This is a genomic window from Treponema pectinovorum (genome assembly GCF_900497595.1).
In the GTDB taxonomy this organism is placed as follows: domain Bacteria; phylum Spirochaetota; class Spirochaetia; order Treponematales; family Treponemataceae; genus Treponema_D; species Treponema_D pectinovorum.
The window spans coordinates 169,009-186,822 of the sequence record NZ_UFQO01000004.1 but is presented as its reverse complement, the minus strand read 5'-3'; the positions used below and the strand labels follow the sequence as shown (position 1 = coordinate 186,822).

12 protein-coding genes are annotated in these 17,814 nt (G+C 37.7%); 4 read left to right on the top strand and 8 right to left on the bottom strand.

The window, feature by feature from the left end; genetic code table 11:
- The first annotated feature begins 192 nt into the window (after nt 1-192).
- Complete coding sequence (creD, locus tag FXX65_RS07540) at nt 193-1,515, top strand: cell envelope integrity protein CreD (protein WP_147615758.1); 1,323 nt, start codon at nt 193-195, stop codon at nt 1,513-1,515.
- A gap of 463 nt (nt 1,516-1,978) precedes the next feature.
- On the opposite strand, the gene gap is transcribed toward creD, so the two are convergent.
- From gap to FXX65_RS07505, 7 genes are all read right to left on the bottom strand, one after another.
- Nucleotides 1,979-3,019: a type I glyceraldehyde-3-phosphate dehydrogenase gene (gene gap, locus FXX65_RS07535; RefSeq protein ID WP_147613895.1), complete on the bottom strand. Its 1,041-nt coding sequence runs from the start codon at nt 3,017-3,019 to the stop codon at nt 1,979-1,981.
- Nucleotides 3,020-3,099: 80 nt separating this feature from the next.
- Nucleotides 3,100-5,061, bottom strand: coding sequence for an AMP-dependent synthetase/ligase (locus FXX65_RS07530; RefSeq protein WP_147615757.1), 1,962 nt, complete (start codon nt 5,059-5,061; stop codon nt 3,100-3,102).
- 97 nt (nt 5,062-5,158) lie between these two features.
- Nucleotides 5,159-5,779 carry a hypothetical protein gene (locus FXX65_RS07525; RefSeq protein WP_187107448.1) on the bottom strand — a complete coding sequence of 207 codons (621 nt, stop codon included), beginning with the start codon at nt 5,777-5,779 and terminating at the stop codon, nt 5,159-5,161.
- Nucleotides 5,780-5,836: 57 nt separating this feature from the next.
- Complete coding sequence (locus FXX65_RS07520) at nt 5,837-8,560, bottom strand: valine--tRNA ligase (RefSeq protein WP_147615756.1); 2,724 nt, start codon at nt 8,558-8,560, stop codon at nt 5,837-5,839.
- Nucleotides 8,561-8,760: 200 nt separating this feature from the next.
- A complete protein-coding gene (locus tag FXX65_RS07515) occupies nt 8,761-9,840 on the bottom strand; it encodes an ABC transporter ATP-binding protein (protein ID WP_147615755.1) in 1,080 nt (359 codons plus the stop codon).
- Nucleotides 9,841-9,856: 16 nt separating this feature from the next.
- Entirely contained in the window at nt 9,857-11,575 is a 1,719-nt protein-coding gene (locus tag FXX65_RS07510; RefSeq protein WP_147615754.1) for an ABC transporter permease, read from the bottom strand.
- 120 nt (nt 11,576-11,695) lie between these two features.
- A complete protein-coding gene (locus FXX65_RS07505) occupies nt 11,696-12,739 on the bottom strand; it encodes an ABC transporter substrate-binding protein (RefSeq protein WP_147613889.1) in 1,044 nt (347 codons plus the stop codon).
- A gap of 410 nt (nt 12,740-13,149) precedes the next feature.
- Between FXX65_RS07505 and FXX65_RS07500 the strand changes: the two genes are divergently transcribed.
- A complete protein-coding gene (locus tag FXX65_RS07500; protein WP_147613888.1) occupies nt 13,150-13,704 on the top strand; it encodes an LPP20 family lipoprotein in 555 nt (184 codons plus the stop codon).
- A gap of 4 nt (nt 13,705-13,708) precedes the next feature.
- On the opposite strand, the gene FXX65_RS07495 is transcribed toward FXX65_RS07500, so the two are convergent.
- On the bottom strand, nt 13,709-14,299 hold the full coding sequence (locus FXX65_RS07495; protein ID WP_147615753.1) for a DUF4230 domain-containing protein: 591 nt from the start codon (nt 14,297-14,299) through the stop codon (nt 13,709-13,711).
- A gap of 61 nt (nt 14,300-14,360) precedes the next feature.
- Here FXX65_RS07495 and FXX65_RS07490 point away from each other — a divergent pair, with 61 nt between their 5' ends.
- Entirely contained in the window at nt 14,361-16,100 is a 1,740-nt protein-coding gene (locus tag FXX65_RS07490; protein WP_147615752.1) for a hypothetical protein, read from the top strand.
- A gap of 97 nt (nt 16,101-16,197) precedes the next feature.
- On the top strand, nt 16,198-17,724 hold the full coding sequence (locus FXX65_RS07485) for an acyl-CoA carboxylase subunit beta (protein WP_147615751.1): 1,527 nt from the start codon (nt 16,198-16,200) through the stop codon (nt 17,722-17,724).
- Nucleotides 17,725-17,814 lie beyond the last annotated feature (90 nt).

The window sequence follows — 17,814 nt, the reverse complement described above, 5'->3', positions numbered from 1 at the left end:
GCCTGCTATCCAAAACAAATGTTAAAGCCAACTGAAAATTTCAAACAATCCCCCATGCAAAATCCAAGTTGAAATTTTGCCTTTTTTATTGCAAACTTTCTTGTGTAAGGCTGTTTTTCTGCGTTACAAAACACAGTAAAAAGAACCGCCTTTTATTGTCCGCTTCTTTTACTTAATTTTTTAGGAGACAAAATGAAAAAATTACAAGTTTCAAAATCATCGCTCAAAATTATGTTGATTTTTGTTTTGGTATTGCTATTTTTAGTTCCAATTTCGCTCATCAAAAATTTAATTTACGACAGAAAAACCTATCAAGACGAAGCAGTCGACTCTATTACAGAACCTCTTGGTGGCGAATCGCAGATTGAAGGCGTTGTCATTGCCGTTCCTTACAAAAGTTATCACGAAACGACAGACTCAAACGGAATTAAGCGCACAGAAAGCGAAACAAAATACATCATCTTTGCGCCAGATACTTACAATCTCGACATCCAAGTTAATCCGTATTATTTAACGCGCGGAATTTTTAAAGTTCCCGTATTTAATGGACAGTTAAATCTTAAAGCAGAATTTGCAGATTTTGACTTTTCGTATTTTGATATCCCTGCAAAAAGTATTCTAAAAAACGAATCTGTTTTGATTTTTGGATTATCAAACACAAAGACCCTAACTTCGCAGCCAAAATTGAACATCGCAAAATCTGAATTGAAAATTTCGCCTATAAAATACGATTCAATTTCTCCGTTTACAAATTCCGTTTATTACAACCTTGCAGAAGATGTTTTATCGTCAAAAGTAAATCTTACAGGTATAATAGATTTTCAAGGTGGCGAAAATCTAAAAATCACACCAATCGCTTCCGATAACACGATAAACATAAAATCTAACTGGCCTTCTCCAAGCTTTTCTGGAGGGTGGCTCCCAAACCAAAGACAACTTTCGGAAAACGGATTTTCTGCCTTGTGGAATATTGCAGGTTTAAGCACAGTCTATTCAAAAAGTTGGAAGTCAGAAACAGAATTTTCCCCAGAAGCGATAAATGTTTCTTTTATTACGCCAGTTGATGCGTATAAAAAAACAGAGCGGAGCGTAAAATATTCGCTCTTGTTTTTGATAATTCCATTTATAGCACTCTTGATATCTGAAATTTTCTCAAACAAAAAAATTCATCCAGTGCAATATTGCTTAATCGGTTTGGCGGATGTCATATTCTATCTTTTGCTGCTTTCAATTTCCGAACACATACTTTTCGACCTTGCATATTTAATTTGCTCCGTAAGCGTGTGCTTAGCAACCTTATTTTACGCAAGTGCGATTTTCAAGAACATCAAATGGGGCGCGCTCTTAAGCGGAATCCAATTAGTGTCTTACATATTTTTGTACGGAACCTTGCAGGCTGAAGACTATGCGCTTTTAATCGGAAGCATAGGTTTGTTCATCGTTACAGTGTTGCTGATGTTCATCACAAGAAAAATCGACTGGTATCAGCTAAACGAAAAAGAAGAAAGCGTATAAACAAAATAACTTTATAATTTTTGCTGATTTATAAGGGCGACTTTTTGCTCCACTTCGTTCTGCAAAAACCGGGCTATCCGAGGTTCCGCTACCGCTCCATTGGCTACGCCAACGCTCCGCGCCTCTCCTATCCCTGTCGCGTGTCGCACACGGAAGTGCGACCTACAAGCAATGTCGACAGTTTTGCAAAAACTGTCTGTTAAAGAAAAACACGGAGGTTTTTCTTTAACCACTATCCCTGTCGCTGTAAGCTCGCAGGCAAGATGCGGGGCTACAAGTAGACCCTGTTTCTTGTCGCATACGGAAGTGCGACTTATAAAAAGACATCGAAAGTTTTCTAAAACAACTATACCCTATCATATTAATCAAAAACGCAGGTGCAAAATACAACTTATAAAATGAAAACGTATAAAAAAAAGGCTTTCACCTTTATTGATGAAAGCCTTTTGTCTTAAAACTAACCTTAGCAGTTTTCAGAGAAGTATTTTATAGTGCGTACCATCTGCGAAGTGTATGAGTTTTCATTGTCGTACCAAGAAACAACTTCAACTTGATAGAGGTCATCGCCTATCTTAGAAACCATTGTCTGAGTTGCGTCAAAGAGAGAACCAAAGCGCATTCCGATTACATCAGAAGAAACGATTTCATCTTCTGTATATCCAAAAGATTCTGTAACCTGAGCTTTCATTGCTGCATTGATTGCATCTTTTGTAACTTCTTTGTTTGTCTTAATTACAGCAAACAACATTGTTGTAGAGCCAGTTGGTGTTGGGACACGCTGAGCAGAACCAATAAGTTTTCCGTTCAATTCTGGAATTACAAGACCAATAGCCTTTGCAGCTCCTGTTGAGTTAGGAACGATGTTTGCAGCACCTGCACGAGCACGGCGCAAATCTCCCTTACGGTGTGGACCGTCCAAAATCATCTGGTCGCCAGTGTAAGCATGGATTGTAGACATAATTCCACTCTGAATTGGAGCAAAATCGTTCAATGCTTTTGCCATAGGAGCAAGACAGTTTGTTGTACAAGAAGCAGCAGAAATGATGTTATCATTTTTTGTAAGGGTCTTGTGGTTTACATTATAAACGATAGTTGGAAGGTCATTTCCAGCAGGTGCAGAAATTACAACTTTGCGAGCACCAGCATTTATATGAGCCTGAGACTTTTCTTTTGAAGTATAAAAACCAGTACATTCGAGTACAACGTCAACTTTGAGTTCTTTCCAAGGACAATTTGCTGCATCTTTTTCTGCATAAATTTTAAGAACTTTTCCATCAACTGTGATTGTTCCTTTTTCATCATCAGCAGAAACTGTGTGAAGATTTTCACCAAATTTTCCTGCATATCCACCCTGTGCTGTATCATACTTAAGAAGGTGAGCAAGCATAGAAGGTTTTGTCAAATCGTTGATTGCAACTACTTCATAACCATCTGCAGAAAACATCTGACGGAATGCAAGACGTCCGATGCGACCAAAACCGTTAATAGCAACTTTTACTGCCATGTTTTATTTCTCCTATATAAAATAAAAAATTACTACCATTAAAATAATGAGTTTTTTATAAATAGTCTATAAAAAAAATATTATTCAAAAAGCCCTTTTATTATATCAGCATAGATTTCTTCAATCTTGTAGCGCATCATTTCCTGTTTTGCGCTCAATTCAATTCCAACTTCAAAACTCTTTGGCAAAAGAGCAATCTTATAAATCTTCTCGCAAATTCTAAAACCTCGCGAATGACTTATAGAATTGCTGACAATTTCTTCAAACAGTTTTGTAATTTTAGGATTTTTTAGAAGAGCCTCATAAGATGGGCATTCTATCCTCTCTTCTTTTGCAAAATTTTCAACTGCATCTTTATAAGGAACGATTAAAGCACCAAGATACTTTTTATCCTGCCCCGTAACCATTACGCTTTCAATAAAATCGCTGGTCAAAAGCTCTGCTTCTATAACGGCAGGTTCAATATTTTCACCATCGAGCAATACAATCGTATCCTTTGCTCTACCAGTTATCTTTAATTCTTCATCCCAAGTGCGAATTCCCAAATCGCCTGTGTTAAACCAACCGTTTTTATCTATCACTTTTTCCGTTAAATCAGGTCGCTTGTAATAACCTTTCATCACCTGTTTTGAGCGGACAAAAATCAATCCACACTCCCCAGGAAGAAGTGGCTTTTCATCAATTACAACACCGTGCTCTTCTTTTAGAATTTTTACTTCCATCGTTGGAAATATCGCACCAACACAGCCAGGACGAGGCTCCTTTGGATTTCTAAACGATATTACAGGGCAAGTTTCTGTAAGACCGTAGCCTTCCAAGAGGTTTAAGCCAACAGCCCTATAAAAGTCATCGATATCCTTTTGCAAAGCTCCGCCGCCGCTTATAGCGACAGAAAGTTTTCCTCCAAATTTCTGCCTGAGTTTTGAAAATACCAAAACATCGCCAAGTTTTTTTAGAGGAAACAAAAGGCAAAAAGGAATAAGACCGCAGACAAAGTCAAAAGCCTTATTGCGTTTTTTTATCCTGCAAACGTGTCCCAAAACCTTGTCTTTTTGATCTGCGTAAAGTCCGCCGATTTTAACAAAAAAGTTAAACAGTTTTAGAGAAAGTCCACCTTTTTTTTGAACTGCTTTTTTTACGCCTTTTGCAAGCGCTTCCCAAAGTCTAGGAACTCCGCACATCCAAGTAGGTTTTATAACTGCCATATCTGAAAGCAAAATCTGACCAACAGGTTTTGAATAAGCAAGTCCATTTTTTAGCACAGGTGCAACATATTGAATAAGACGCTCAAAACTGTGCCATACAGGAAGAACCGAAAGCCACATATCTCCTGCACGAGCAGGCAAAAAGTTGTGAATTACAGAAAGCTGGCTCATATAATTACCGTGAGTGAGCATAACACCTTTTGGCGTTCCTGTTGTTCCGGAAGTAAAGATTATTGTCGCGTTATCGTCGCTTTGAATGTTTTGCATTCCATCTTCTATTTCTTTTGTGATTTTTTCTTTTTCGCCATTAAATTCGTTGCGAGCTGTCTCTAGTAGTTGATCAAAATAAATAAGTTTTAAACCTGCATCTTTTACAAGTTCTTCGACTTTTTCATTCATCTTTCTAAACACGATTACTGTCTTTAAAAGAGGAACTTCTTCGATTTTTTGCAATACTTTTTCAACTTGTGCTTGGTTTTCAAAAACACCAAATTTGCAATCGGCAAACGAAATTATAAAGCGAATTTCATTTCCCATTGAATCGCAGCCTCGTGGAACATCTACAGCACCAAGACTCAAAAGTGCATAATCCGTTAAAAGCCATTCACGGCAGTTGTCGGATATGAAGGCAACATTTTCACCTTTTTTTATTCCGAGTTTTTTAAACTGCCAGGCAAGGGATAAAACATCGCTATAGACAGAAGAATAAGAAAAGTATTCAAAAATTCCATCCGCATTTTTAGACGCCTGCAACGTAATTTGTGGAACTTCTTCTGACCGGAGTTTTATCAACAACGGTAAATTTTTTGGGAGATTAACAAAAGTGTAATGTGGCATAAACTTTCCTTTAAAATATTTTCCAATTCTAACATGAAAAATTAACTAGAGCAAAAAAAAATTATTAAATGCTAAAGAATGCCAATTTCCGAAAAAGTTATTTTGTAGAGTCTGGACTGCTCGTAGCCTTGTGACGATTGTCAAAATATCCGCCGTCTTCAAGGTATCTGCGTCGTGTCATTATAAGATTTATCAACTCGTGGTACATGTTAAAATCGATTTCCAAGGCCATTGGCAAAAGAAAAAATTCAGTTTCATCGCAATATCGTTCTATAAAATTTGGATCTGTAACATATCCCAACGAAATCATATTGGAAATTCTATCTGCACATTTTAAAATTTTTGCCTTTTGACTTCCGTTATCTAAGATTCGCTGAAGAAACTGCTTTTTTGTTTCATCCTCGCGCCTTGTAACTTCTAAGACCAAAGTCAAAACCTCATTTCCTTCTTCATCTGCTTTTATGATAAGATTTTTGTCAAAGTCGGGAATATCTTCTACTGTATCATGTACTACGCTCGCTTTTAAAAGAACAGAATCGATATAACCGTAGTCAATCAAGATGGCAAGCGTGTCCATCTGGTGTCGAAACATATTTCCGCCAGCATGTCGAGCTTTTCCTATAAGACCTGTTGCCAACTGCATATAAGGCGCCAGCACGATATTTTTTAATTGCTGAGCCTCTTTATTGCCCATTTTTTCAGGTTTTTCGGTTTTCATCGCGTATCTGCTTGCCATATTCTGCCCTCCTAAAAGAGTCTTGTTCTATTATCGGCTTTAATCTAAAGATGCAATATAAGAAGCAAGTTTTTCTATTTTTCGTTTTATCGCTTCTAAATTATCGCGTTCTGATTGAACAACATCTTGAGGTGCATGCTGAGCAAACTTTCCGTTCAACTTAAACTCAATTTTTTGAGCATCCGCTTTTTCCTTTTGCAAGTCTTTGTTAAAGTGCTTTAAAAGTTGTTCCTTGTTTATATTTTCATCCAAAAGGATAAAAGCCTCGTAGCCACTGCCAACTGTTCCAATCGCTTTTTGTGGTTTTTCTTCAATAAATTCAACCTTAGAAAGTCCAGCTAAAAGACAGATTTCTTCAACTTTTTCGCGGCACACTTCCGCGGAACTTCCTTTTTCAACTAAGATTGCAAGATTTATTTTGTCCGCAGGATTTACGCCACATTCGTTTCTAAGACCACGCACATTTCTTATCAAATCCTGCAAAGTTTCAAAGCGCAAAGAGATTTTTGAATTTTCCCTTTCTTCAACAAAATCAAGATACGGAGCGGTTATGAGCATAGAAGAATATGCTGAATTTGAAAGGATTTTTTGATTTCCTGCTGCCTGCCTGTTTTTTACAATCTCGTTAAGAGGAAGTTTCTGATAAATCTCTTCTGTAACAAACGGAATAAAAGGATGCAAGAGCCTTAATGACTCTTCCAATACAGAAAGCATTATAGAAACCTGTCTGTCTTTTGCCTCATCGCTTCCGTGCCAGAATACGAGTTTTGTCGCTTCAACATACCAGTCGCAGAAATTGTTCCAAAAGTATTCATAAACCGCACTTGCAGCATCGTTATATCTGTAGGAATCGAGAGCTTCGCGCACGATTTTTGTTGCATTGTTTAACCTTGTAAAAATCCAGCAATCAAGTTCAGATAAATCTTCGTCCTTTACGCTGACCAAATTTCTTCCTTCCAAATTTCCAAGAATATATCGGCTTGCATTCCAAACCTTGTTGCAAAATTTTGAACCAAATTTAAAAGAATCGCTGTCGATTAAAATATCCTGTCCTTGTGCGCAAAGATAAGTCAAAGTAAATTTAAGAGCGTCTGCACCGTACTGGTCTATAATTTCAAGAGGGTCAATACCGTTGCCAAGCGACTTGGACATCTTTCTGCCCTGCTTGTCGCGCACCAGACCGTGAATGTAAATGTCATGGAACGGAACTTCGCCTGTAAACTCAAGTCCTGCCATTATCATCCTAGAAACCCAGAAAAATATTATATCGTAAGCGGTAACCAAAGCGGTTGTAGGATAAAATCTCTTAAAATCCTGCGTATCTTTTGGCCAGCCTAAAGTAGAAAACGGCCAAAGCCATGAAGAAAACCAAGTGTCTAAAACATCAGGGTCTTGTTTTAAATGCGAAGCATCGCAGCCACATTTTGAGCATTTTTGAGGAGTCGTCCTGCTTACAATAGTTTCGCCACAATCGCAATACCAAACTGGAATTCTGTGTCCCCACCAAATTTGGCGGCTAACACACCAGTCGCGGATATTTTCAAGCCAGTGCGTATATGTGTTTTCCCATTTTTTAGGAAAGAAAACAATTTCTCCGTCTCGCCAAGCCTTTAACGCTTTTTCTGCCAAAGGCTTCATCTTTACAAACCACTGATACGAAAGATACGGTTCGACAATCGCCTTACAGCGATAGCAATGCCCAACGGAATGGGTTATCTTTTCTTCGCCATTAAAAGCACCAATCTGAATAAGATCTTCAACAACGAGTTTTCGAGCTTGTTCAGGTTTAAGTCCACGATATTTTTCTGGCACGTTTTCGTTTAGAGTTCCGTTAGGATTTAAAAGATTTATAACTTCAAGGTTGTGCCGTTTTCCTACATCCCAGTCGTTAGGGTCGTGCGCTGGAGTAATTTTTACCATACCGGTTCCAAATTCTTTGTCTACATAAGAATCTGCAATGATAGGAATTTCTTTTTCGATTATAGGAAGCTTCAGTTTTTTACCAATTAAAGATTTGTATCTCTCATCTTCTGGATTTACGGCAACTGCGGTATCACCAAAAAAAGTTTCTGGGCGCGTAGTTGCAACTTCAATCTTACCAGAGCCATCTGCATATTCATAAAAAATATGATACATAGCACCAGGCGAATCTTCGTGTTCAACTTCATCATCTGCCAGAGCAGTTCCGCATCTAGGGCACCAGTTTACAAGATACTGCCCCTTGTACATAAGACCGCGCTCATACAAGGTTACAAAAACATCTTTAACCGCTTCAGAAAGTCCTTCGTCATAAGTAAAGCGTTCACGACTCCAGTCAACAGAGTTTCCAAGTTTTTTCTGCTGATTTACGATGATATCGTGGTGATTGCGTGTTACTTGCCAGGTGCGTTCAATAAATGCATCGCGTCCCAAATCATTTCTGGATTTGCCTTCCGCTTTTAACTGTTTTTCAACAACATTTTGAGTTGCAATTCCTGCGTGATCCGTTCCTGGAACCCAAAGAGTATCATCACCCTTCATCCTGTGGTAGCGAACAACAACATCTTGCAAAGTATTGTTAAGACCGTGCCCCATGTGCAAAACGCCAGTAACATTTGGAGGAGGAATAACGACCGTATACTTGATATTCAACATCTTCCTTGAATGAACAGGAGAATCTTCGTCGCTAGTTGGCTTAAAATAGCCCTTTTCATTCCATTCAGAGTAAATTCTATCTTCAAAATCTTTAGGGTTGTAAGCCTTTTCAAGTTCAATCGCTTTCATTTTTATTCCTCAAAATACAAGTTAAATACGAGCGAATATTATAATGAAAAAAAAATCGATATTCAATTCACAAAAAAAACAGGAGCGCAACACCGCACATCACCCGCTCTTACTGCAAGTCCTCGCCACAGATTGTGGCTGCGGTCTTTCCGTGCGATCGGGGCTAAGCATTTTTGTCAATAAGAGTATTACCGCACCGCTTACAATGTGTGTAAGCTTGAACCTTCAAAATCCAAAAAAGCCTTGTCGCCAGCGTTGAATATTTTGTGTCCTCGTGGGTTATAATCGTGAATTTTTAAAATTTCGCCTTCAAACTCAACTTCATAATACTGGTACGCTCCCATAAAAACGCTCATCACAACGCGACATTCAAACAACCCGCTTTCGCAAAGTTTTGCGTTTTCTGGTCGTAAAACGATGTTACAGTTGCTTCCTACAGCAAGTTTTCCGTTGCTGCTAGCTTTTAAAGTTTTGCCTGCAATTTCTACATCTACATCTTCGCCCTTACAATTTAAAACCTTGCAGGTTAAAAAATTTACTTCGCCAATAAAATCCGCAACAAAACGGCTTTCTGGCTTATAGTATATTTCTTGTGGCGTTCCCTTTTGTGCGATTTTTCCTTTATTCATAAGGATTATTTCGTCGGAAAGGCTCATCGCTTCGCTTTGGTCATGAGTTACATAGATTGCAGTTATTCCCAATTTTTGCTGAATCTTTCGGATTTCGGTTCGCATCATAACTCTAAGTTTTGCATCGAGGTTGGAAAGCGGCTCGTCAAAAAGCAAAACACCTGGCTGCATAACCAAGGCACGTGCAAGGGCAACTCTCTGCTGTTGTCCCCCAGAAAGCTGGTTGCTCATTCTCTCTTCTTTGCCTTCCAATTCAACTAGATTTATCATATCCGAAACTCGTTTTTTAATTTCGTCCTTTGGAAGTTTTCTTATTTTTAGGCCGTAGGCAATGTTGTCAAACACGTTGTAATGTGGCAAAAGCGCATAACTTTGAAAAACCATCGCTGTATCGCGTTTGTTGGGTGCAAGCGCATTTATAGATTTTTCTCCAAGGAAAATTTCGCCTCGGTCTGGACTTTCAAAACCTGCTATCATGCGCAAAGTGGTGGTCTTTCCGCAGCCAGAAGGTCCAAGCAAAGTTACAAAACTTCCTGGTTTTATATCCAGAGTTACATCGTCTACAGCGTTAAAATCCTTTTTTGTTTTTGGATCCTGATAGATTTTTGTTATGTTTTGAAGGCGAACGCCTTTTGAGTTTTTGTTTTCCATAAGTAAATTTCCTTTTTTAGTTTTCTTTTTTTGACATTCTATTATCAGCAACTCTCGATAGAAGAAAATTCATAATAGTTATTGCACCATAGGTTATTATTATCAAAATTGTCGCATAGGCACAGGCAACTCCGTATCCGCCTTTTTCTGCAAATTCGTTTATACGCACGGTTATTAAAAGATACCTTGGAGTTACCAATAAAATTATTGCAGAAATCGCAGTAATGGAGCGCACAAAAGTTGTTACAAGTCCAGAAATAAAAGATTCTTTTATGAGCGGCAATGTTACGGTTGCAAAAACTCTAGCAGAATCTGCCCCCATATCGTAGGCGGCTTCTTCTATAGAGCGGTCAATTTGCCTTAGCGCTGCAATTCCAGAGCGAGTTCCAATCGGTAGCGAACGCACGATAAAAACGATTACGAGAATTGTTCCCGTTCCATAAAGACCTTGCATAAGCCCTGTATGAAAAAGTCCAGAATTAAAACCGCGTATAAAACCGACCCCCAAAACAGTTCCAGGAACTGCCATTGCAAGCATCGCAACAAATTCCATAATCGCTTTACCTGCAAATTTTCGCTTTACAACAAGATATGCAATCATCATAGAAAGAAAAGCGGTTATAGGAGATGCAATAAATGACAAAAACATGGAATCCGTAAAAACCCTATATCCACGGTTTTTAAATACATATTCGTACCATTTTAAAGAAAGGCTGTAGTCTCTGCCCCAAAGTTTAAAAAGAGAGCCAAGCGGAACAAGCGCGTACATTATAAGAACAAAAATTGCAATCAATGAACAAATTGTTACAAGTGGCAACCTTACGCTGCGGTCTGTCATCAATTCGCGGACTCTGCTCGCTTTTCCTGTTAGCGTTGCAACGGATTTTCTTTCGAGCCAATATTTTTCTACAATAAAGAGTCCCATCGAGATAAAAAGCAGAACAACTGCCATTGCGGTTGCTCCAGATTTGTCGTAAGCACCTGTAAGTTGAAGGTAGATAGATGTGGCTAAGGTGTCAAAGTTTCCACCTATAATCATAGGATTTGCAAAATCTGCAACAGATTCAATAAAAGAAACCAAAAATGCGTTTCCAAGCCCCGGAAGCAAAAGCGGCAGAGTTACGCTCGTAAAAACCTTTAATCTGCTTGCGCCCATATTGCGAGCGGCTTCTTCCAGCGACGGATCAACATTTTTTAAAAGCCCTTTTAGCATGAGGTAGCAGACAGGAAAAAAGGTCAAAATCTGAACGAGTGCAATTCCTCGCCAGCCGTAAAGATGGCTTTCATTCAAATTTAAAATGTTGCGGGTTACTAAACCTGTTCTTCCAAACAAAAAAATTGCAGAAAGCGAAAGCACAAAAGGCGGAGAAACAACAGGCAGAATTGAAACTATTTTAAAGAGTTTTGTTACGAGTTTTGAGCCCGTATTGACGTAAGAATCTACGTATGCAAACAAAAATCCTATAGTTGTTGCACCGATTCCAGAAACAAGTCCAAGCCAAAGCGTGTTGGAAATCGCCTTTCTAAAAGCCGTCATCTTGAAAATTCTTATAAAATTTCCAATTCCAATAACTTTTTCGTTTTCAACTTCTACAACTACGCTGTCGGTTAAAAGAATTGCAAGCGGATAAAGTATAAACAACATCAGGAACACAAAAATTCCTACGATTGCCACAACCATTATTGGATCCGCCAAAAGTTTTTTTCTATCTAAATATTTTCCCTGATTTGTCATTTAGGATTCTCCAAGAAGCATAAATTTTCTAACTCTTTCCTTGTTCGCTTCAGGATGAAAAATGATATGTCCGACATTCACCAATGATGAATGCCAGACACAAAATTTATTTAATACAATTTACTTTGTTTTTACGCGGTCATCGTTTGCAATAACTTCAAAGAATTCTGCATAGTATTTTGGACCGTTGGTTTTTGCATCTGTAAAGTTGTAATTTATAGTTTCAATCTTATCTAAACCAGCCTTTACTGCAATTTCAACAGGTTTTGCATTGTCTATTACGAGAAACTGATAAGAGCCGTTTTCTTGTGCCAAGTCTACACAGTCTGGAGAAAGAGCGAATTCAATCCATTTTTTTGCATTTTCTTCGTTCTTTGCACCTTTAAAGATTGCTGTTGCTCCAATTTCGTAAGAAGTGCCAGAAGCAGGAGCGGTCATCTCTATGTTGTTGTAACCGTTGTCTACAATTTGGTATACAACATCGTGCAAAAATCCGATTCCAATTACAACTTCTCCCTTTGGAACAAGTTTAGAAGGTCCTGAACCTGATTTTGTGTACTGAGCGATGTTTTTATCAACCTTTGCAAAATATTCCATAGCAGGTTTTTCGCCTTTCATCTGAACCATCGTGTTTACAATAAGTTTGCCAGTTCCAGCAGTATTAGGATTTGCAAAAGATATGAGTCCCTTGTATTTAGGATTTGTTAAATCGTCCCAGTCGCGAGGTGGTTCAAGATTTAAACGCGACATTTCTTCTTTGTTCCAGAAAAATCCCAAAATTCCACGATATATTCCGTACCAGTTATTGTCTGGGTCTTTGAATTGACTGCCAACAAGGTGCTTTGCATTTTTTGCAGCATACTTTAAAAATAAGCCTTTGCTTGCCGCTTCGTTATACGGGTCTGTAGTTCCACCAAACCATACGTCTGCAGAAGGTTTGCCGTTTTCTTCGCCAATTTTGGTTAAAACTTCTCCAGTGGAAAGCCTTTGATAAGAAGTTTTTACTCCTGTGAGCTGTTCAAACTTTGCACAAGCGGCTGCAAGATATTCTTCTTCGCAAGAACCGTAAACAACCAACTCTCCAGCATTTTGATTTTTTTTGCTGCATGAAAAAAGCGTTGTAAGAATCAATAACGAACCTACGATGCCGAGTATTTTTTTCATAAAAAGCCTCCTTTTTTTGGTGCAAACCCAAGATTTGTATCCATTTCGAGTATAAGTGGGTTTATTAGAGATAACAAATTATTTTTTGTTATTATTGATTTTAATAAAAATCTCTGGGTATTTATTAAACGGACATTTTTTTCAAAAATACTAACATTGTTTTTAAGTCGCACATCCTTGTGCGACGAGCGACAAGGATAGGAGCACCGCCGCAGGCGTTCGTAAGCAGACGCTTTAGCGGTTGCGTCGAATGGAGCGAAAGCGCAAGTGCGGATAGCCTGGTTTTGCGTAAGCAAAAGTCGCCCGAATTCTTAAAAGTAAAAAACGAAACAAAAACTTTTTATCTGACAAACATTTACACAAGTGCTATAATCGCAACAAATAAATCTGAAATTAGTACGGAGGATTTTATGAAAAAGATTTTAATGGCAACGCTTTCTGTTTTTGCCTTGTTTGCATTTTTTAGTTGCGGTTCAAAACCTACTGCGGCTGCAACTCAGGCAGAAAAAGAGGGAATTCCAACTTGGGTTTACGAAGGAAAAAAAGATTCTACTGGAATATATGCGGTTGGCGCAGGAAAACTTTCTAACGACATCAATTCGCAAAAAATGGCAAAAGCTCAGGCTCGCCTTGAACTTGCACAATCTGTAGAAGTTCAGGTAAAGGGAATTACTCAAACTTTGATTGATGACCAAGGTGCAGACGATGACAGACAGGCACTTGCTGCACTTTCTGAAAATGCGGCTTTAACTACAGAAGCGATTTTGAACGGTTCTGAACAGGTTGATATGTTCAAAGCAAATGATAAGACAATTTATGTTTTGATGTATCTTCCAAAGAGCACTTTTGTAACAGAACTTACAAAAAAAGCAAATTCTTTTAATAGGACTTCTTCTGCAGCTTACACAGAGCAAAAGATGGCAGAAGCTTACGAAAAGTATTTTGCAAACAATTCAACAAAATAAAATATCATTCAACGCGAATATCTGAAAAACCAAGCGCAGAGAGGATGCTTTTTGTAAGGTTTACACTCCTTTCCTGCGCTTCTTTTATTATCCCCGCTTCTATTAGAGACTGCTGTTTTTCTGCTTGGCTTTCTTTTATGAGGTCAAATATTTCTTGAGTTGCGATGGGAACAAAGACGCTCCTAGCTTCGTCAAAAACTTCCATATCTGTAATTTCGTTGCTTAAAATTTCGCAAACGGGAAGCTTTACATAAACTTTTTTCTTTGTAGCGCTAACTTCTATAGTCGCTTTGCCAAAATCTATTATTCCAACCCTTATAACTGCGCTATAACGAACTATGCTAAACGATTTTGCAAGACCTGCGATGCGAGTCTTTTTTATGCTTACGATTTCTGAATACCCGTATTTTAAAGTAGAAAGTTCCTGACAATTTTTTAGTTCGCCAGAAATCAATGAACGATTGCTGTGAATTGAAATTGCGGTCAATTTTTTCTTTAAGATGTATGAGCCGCTTCCTAAAGCGCAAAGAACGAAGGCAAAAAAGACGATTTTGAAAACAAGACTTTGAAGGATTTTCTTTGTTAAAACTTTCATAACTTAAAATTATACAATGATTTTTCTTGTTTTTATTTTTTTTTGTAAATAAATTATGGGAATGGAAAACGGATATGCTGTTATAAATGATGGGAAAATTTTTCTTTCCAGTTTTTTAAATGAAAATTCATTCGCTAAAACAGATTTCATAAGGATAATGAGCGAAAAAGGCTTAATCGCAAACGTAAATGTCGATTCAAGCATAGAATATGAAGATTGGAAATTTGACGGCACAAAGGTTTTTAACAATGGAATTGTTTTTTTTGAAGGAAATGGTTTTGCTTCAACTTCCTTATCGGATATTTTAGAAAACAAAAAAGCTGATTTTTCGACTGATGATTTTTCGTATATTTTGGTAAATGTACTAAAAGTTTTATCGCACCTGATAAAAAATGGGATTTTTGATGATGCTTCCCCAGAAAAAAACACAAATATTCCTGGAGCGGCTGGCATTTTTGTTTCAAAAATACAAAACGACAAAAGTTTTAAAATACTCGTCCTCCCGGGAAATCTTTTTGACAGATGCACCCAATTTTCTTCTGATTATCCTCGACTCCAAGGAATTTTTAAAAACAAAGCGCTGGAAAACTTTGAATCTGCACTTTTTACTCGAGGCGTTATCGCTTACAAGGCGATTTCTGGAAAATATCCATTTACGCAAGAGAATCTAGAAAAAAGGCAGGCGGATTTTACGGACGGCAATTTTGTTCCGCTGGAATACGAAACGAACGGCATAGACAAAAATATTGCAGCCTTTGTAAACGCAGCGCTTTCTTTAAAATACAAAAGACGAATCCCACTAGGTGAAAAGCGATTCATTAACAAAAAAGAAGAATTACAAAGAACTTTGCTTTTAAAAGCCGCCCAAGATTTCGACATAGAAAAAATCGAAGATTATTTTTACAATCAAAGCGATAAAAATAAAATTCCAAAAAAAGAATTTTTGCTGTTACGACAAAAGTTCTTAAAAAAACAAAAAAACACTCTTTGTATAAAACGATTTTATTCACGAAATTCCACGAAGATAAAAGCGACGGCGATTGCAATAATGGTCGCTTCGTATGCAATTTTTAGTTTTGCAAAAACAAACCGAATGCTAGTAACAAGCACAGGGCTTAATTCGATTCAAACTGTGCAAACCCTTTTTACAGGAATCAATAAAGCAGATGTTACGATAATTAAGGAAATCGCAAAAGGAAAAGAGGCAAAATCCCTAATTCAAAACGTTGCAGGATTTTTTGTTACAAACAGACAGCGCCTTATTATGAACGAAAAAGATGGAACTTTAACACCTGCCGAGTGGCTATTTTTTAAAGGAAAAACAGATTTTTGGCAGTATGGTGTTACAGATTTAAAAATCGATGGAATAGAATACACTCCAAATTTTGATCCTCCACGCAGAATGGACAAAGCCCTTCCAATAACACAAGAAAATGGGAAACTGTTAAAAAAAGGCGACGAAATCGTACATAAAGTTGAATACAATCTCGTGCATAACGACGGACAAGCGGTTATAGCAGTAAATTCGGCAGTGGAAAATGTAACTCTAAAATGGAATGGAAATAGATGGATTGTGCGTTCTATAAAAGGAAGTTCAAAAAATCTTTCTTACAGTGCAAAAAAATACAAAGAAGATTATATCCAACTGCTTGAAGAAAACGGTGGAAACATAAAAAAAGCTACAGTTGTATTAAAAGACAAATATTCGTTTGTTCCTCGTGAAGATGAACTAAAAAGCGGCGCACAAGCGATGATAAAAAATTACAATAACAGCGCCGCAAAGGATTTTTTAAACGAATAATTTTTTTGAATGACATTTTTTTGTTTTTTGTCATATTGACACTTTGCCATAAAATGCCTATTCTCAATCTCAACAAACAAATCAGTGAGGCAAAAAGATGGCTTTTGAATACAATATTGAAAAGCAACACGCAAAAGGAAAATTTCATGCAATCGAAAGAATAAATCTCCTTTGCGATAAAGACAGTTTTATGGAAATCTATGCGGACGCTCAGCATCAGTGTACAAATTTTGGAATGGACAAAAAAACTATTCCTTACGATGGCGTAATCACAGGATTTGGAAAAATCAACGGAAGAAAAGTGGCGGTTTATGCTCAAGATTTTACTGTACAGGGCGGGTCTTTGGGTAAAGATCACGGACAAAAAATTGCAGAACTCATAGCAAAGGCTATTGAAGTTCGTTGCCCTGTAATCGGTCTAAACGATTCTGGTGGAGCAAGAATTCAAGAAGGTGTTGATGCACTTTGCGGATACGGCGACATCTTTTATCAGAACGTAAGAGTAAGTGGTGTGATTCCTCAAATTTCTGTAATTGCAGGACCTTGTGCAGGCGGTGCAGTTTATTCACCAGGACTTACAGATTTTATCTTTACAGTAGATAAAATTTCAGAAATGTATATAACAGGACCAAAAGTTGTAAAACAGGTTATGTTCATGGATATAACTTCAGAAGATTTGGGAGGAGCAGCGATTCACTCACAAAAATCTGGAGTTGCACATTACCGTTGTGAAACAGAAGCCGACTGTATCGAAAAAGTTAGAAAATTGCTCGACTACATTCCTCATCACTACGGAGACTCTACACCTTTTTATTCAAAAGAAAAGAAAGCTTTATTTGGTACAAAAGTTGATTTCAAATACACAGCAAAAAAATCAGATGAGTTACTTTCCATTCTTCCAGAATCAAACACAAAGGGATACGATATCCGCGAAGTTATAAACAGAGTTGTAGATGACGGAAGTTTCTTTGAATCTATGGCGGAATTTGCAGGCAACGCAGTAGTTGGTTTTGCAAAAATAGAAGGCAAGACAGTTGGAATTATTGCAAATAATCCAAGCAATTTTGGTGGGGTTTTAAACTGCGACGCTTCGGATAAGATTGCTCGTCATGTTCGTTATTGCGATGCATACGATATTCCGCTTGTAAACTTTGTTGATGTTCCAGGCTTCATTCCAGGTCCACAAGAAGAACAAAAGGGAATAATCCGCCACGGAGCAAAAATTTTGTACGCATATTCAGAGGCAAGCGTTCCTAAAGTTACAATAATTACAAGAAAAGCATACGGCGGTGCATACATCGCAATGTGTTCAAAACATTTGGGTGCAGATTTTGTATATGCTTGGCCAAAGGCTGAAATTGCGGTAATGGGTGCAGAAGGTGCAATCGGAATTTTGTACGCAAAAGAGATGAAAGATCCTGCAAACAACTCTTTGGTAGAGCAAAAAGGGCTTGAATACAGACAAACCTTTATGACTCCAAAAATTGCAGCACAGCGAGACTACATAAGTGCGGTTATTGAACCTAATGAAACAAGAAAGCGCATTGTAGAAAGCCTTGCACTTTTGGAAGGAAAAACAACTTCCGACAGGGTTTGCAAAAAACACGGAAATATTCCTCTGTAAGATGCATCTAAAAAAGGCATAAACATAAACAAAAAACGGCGGACAAAAAAATAAATGTCCGCCTTTTTTTTAATAAAATTCAACAAATAG

Bases quoted from the DNA above. Each gene is read 5' to 3' on its own strand.
- creD (WP_147615758.1), top strand. From the start codon at position 193: ATGAAAAAATTACAAGTTTCAAAATCATCGCTCAAAATTATGTTGATT.
- gap (WP_147613895.1), bottom strand. From the start codon at position 3,019: ATGGCAGTAAAAGTTGCTATTAACGGTTTTGGTCGCATCGGACGTCTT.
- FXX65_RS07530 (WP_147615757.1), bottom strand. From the start codon at position 5,061: ATGCCACATTACACTTTTGTTAATCTCCCAAAAAATTTACCGTTGTTG.
- FXX65_RS07525 (WP_187107448.1), bottom strand. From the start codon at position 5,779: ATGAAAACCGAAAAACCTGAAAAAATGGGCAATAAAGAGGCTCAGCAA.
- FXX65_RS07520 (WP_147615756.1), bottom strand. From the start codon at position 8,560: ATGAAAGCGATTGAACTTGAAAAGGCTTACAACCCTAAAGATTTTGAA.
- FXX65_RS07515 (WP_147615755.1), bottom strand. From the start codon at position 9,840: ATGGAAAACAAAAACTCAAAAGGCGTTCGCCTTCAAAACATAACAAAA.
- FXX65_RS07510 (WP_147615754.1), bottom strand. From the start codon at position 11,575: ATGACAAATCAGGGAAAATATTTAGATAGAAAAAAACTTTTGGCGGAT.
- FXX65_RS07505 (WP_147613889.1), bottom strand. From the start codon at position 12,739: ATGAAAAAAATACTCGGCATCGTAGGTTCGTTATTGATTCTTACAACG.
- FXX65_RS07500 (WP_147613888.1), top strand. From the start codon at position 13,150: ATGAAAAAGATTTTAATGGCAACGCTTTCTGTTTTTGCCTTGTTTGCA.
- FXX65_RS07495 (WP_147615753.1), bottom strand. From the start codon at position 14,299: ATGAAAGTTTTAACAAAGAAAATCCTTCAAAGTCTTGTTTTCAAAATC.
- FXX65_RS07490 (WP_147615752.1), top strand. From the start codon at position 14,361: ATGGAAAACGGATATGCTGTTATAAATGATGGGAAAATTTTTCTTTCC.
- FXX65_RS07485 (WP_147615751.1), top strand. From the start codon at position 16,198: ATGGCTTTTGAATACAATATTGAAAAGCAACACGCAAAAGGAAAATTT.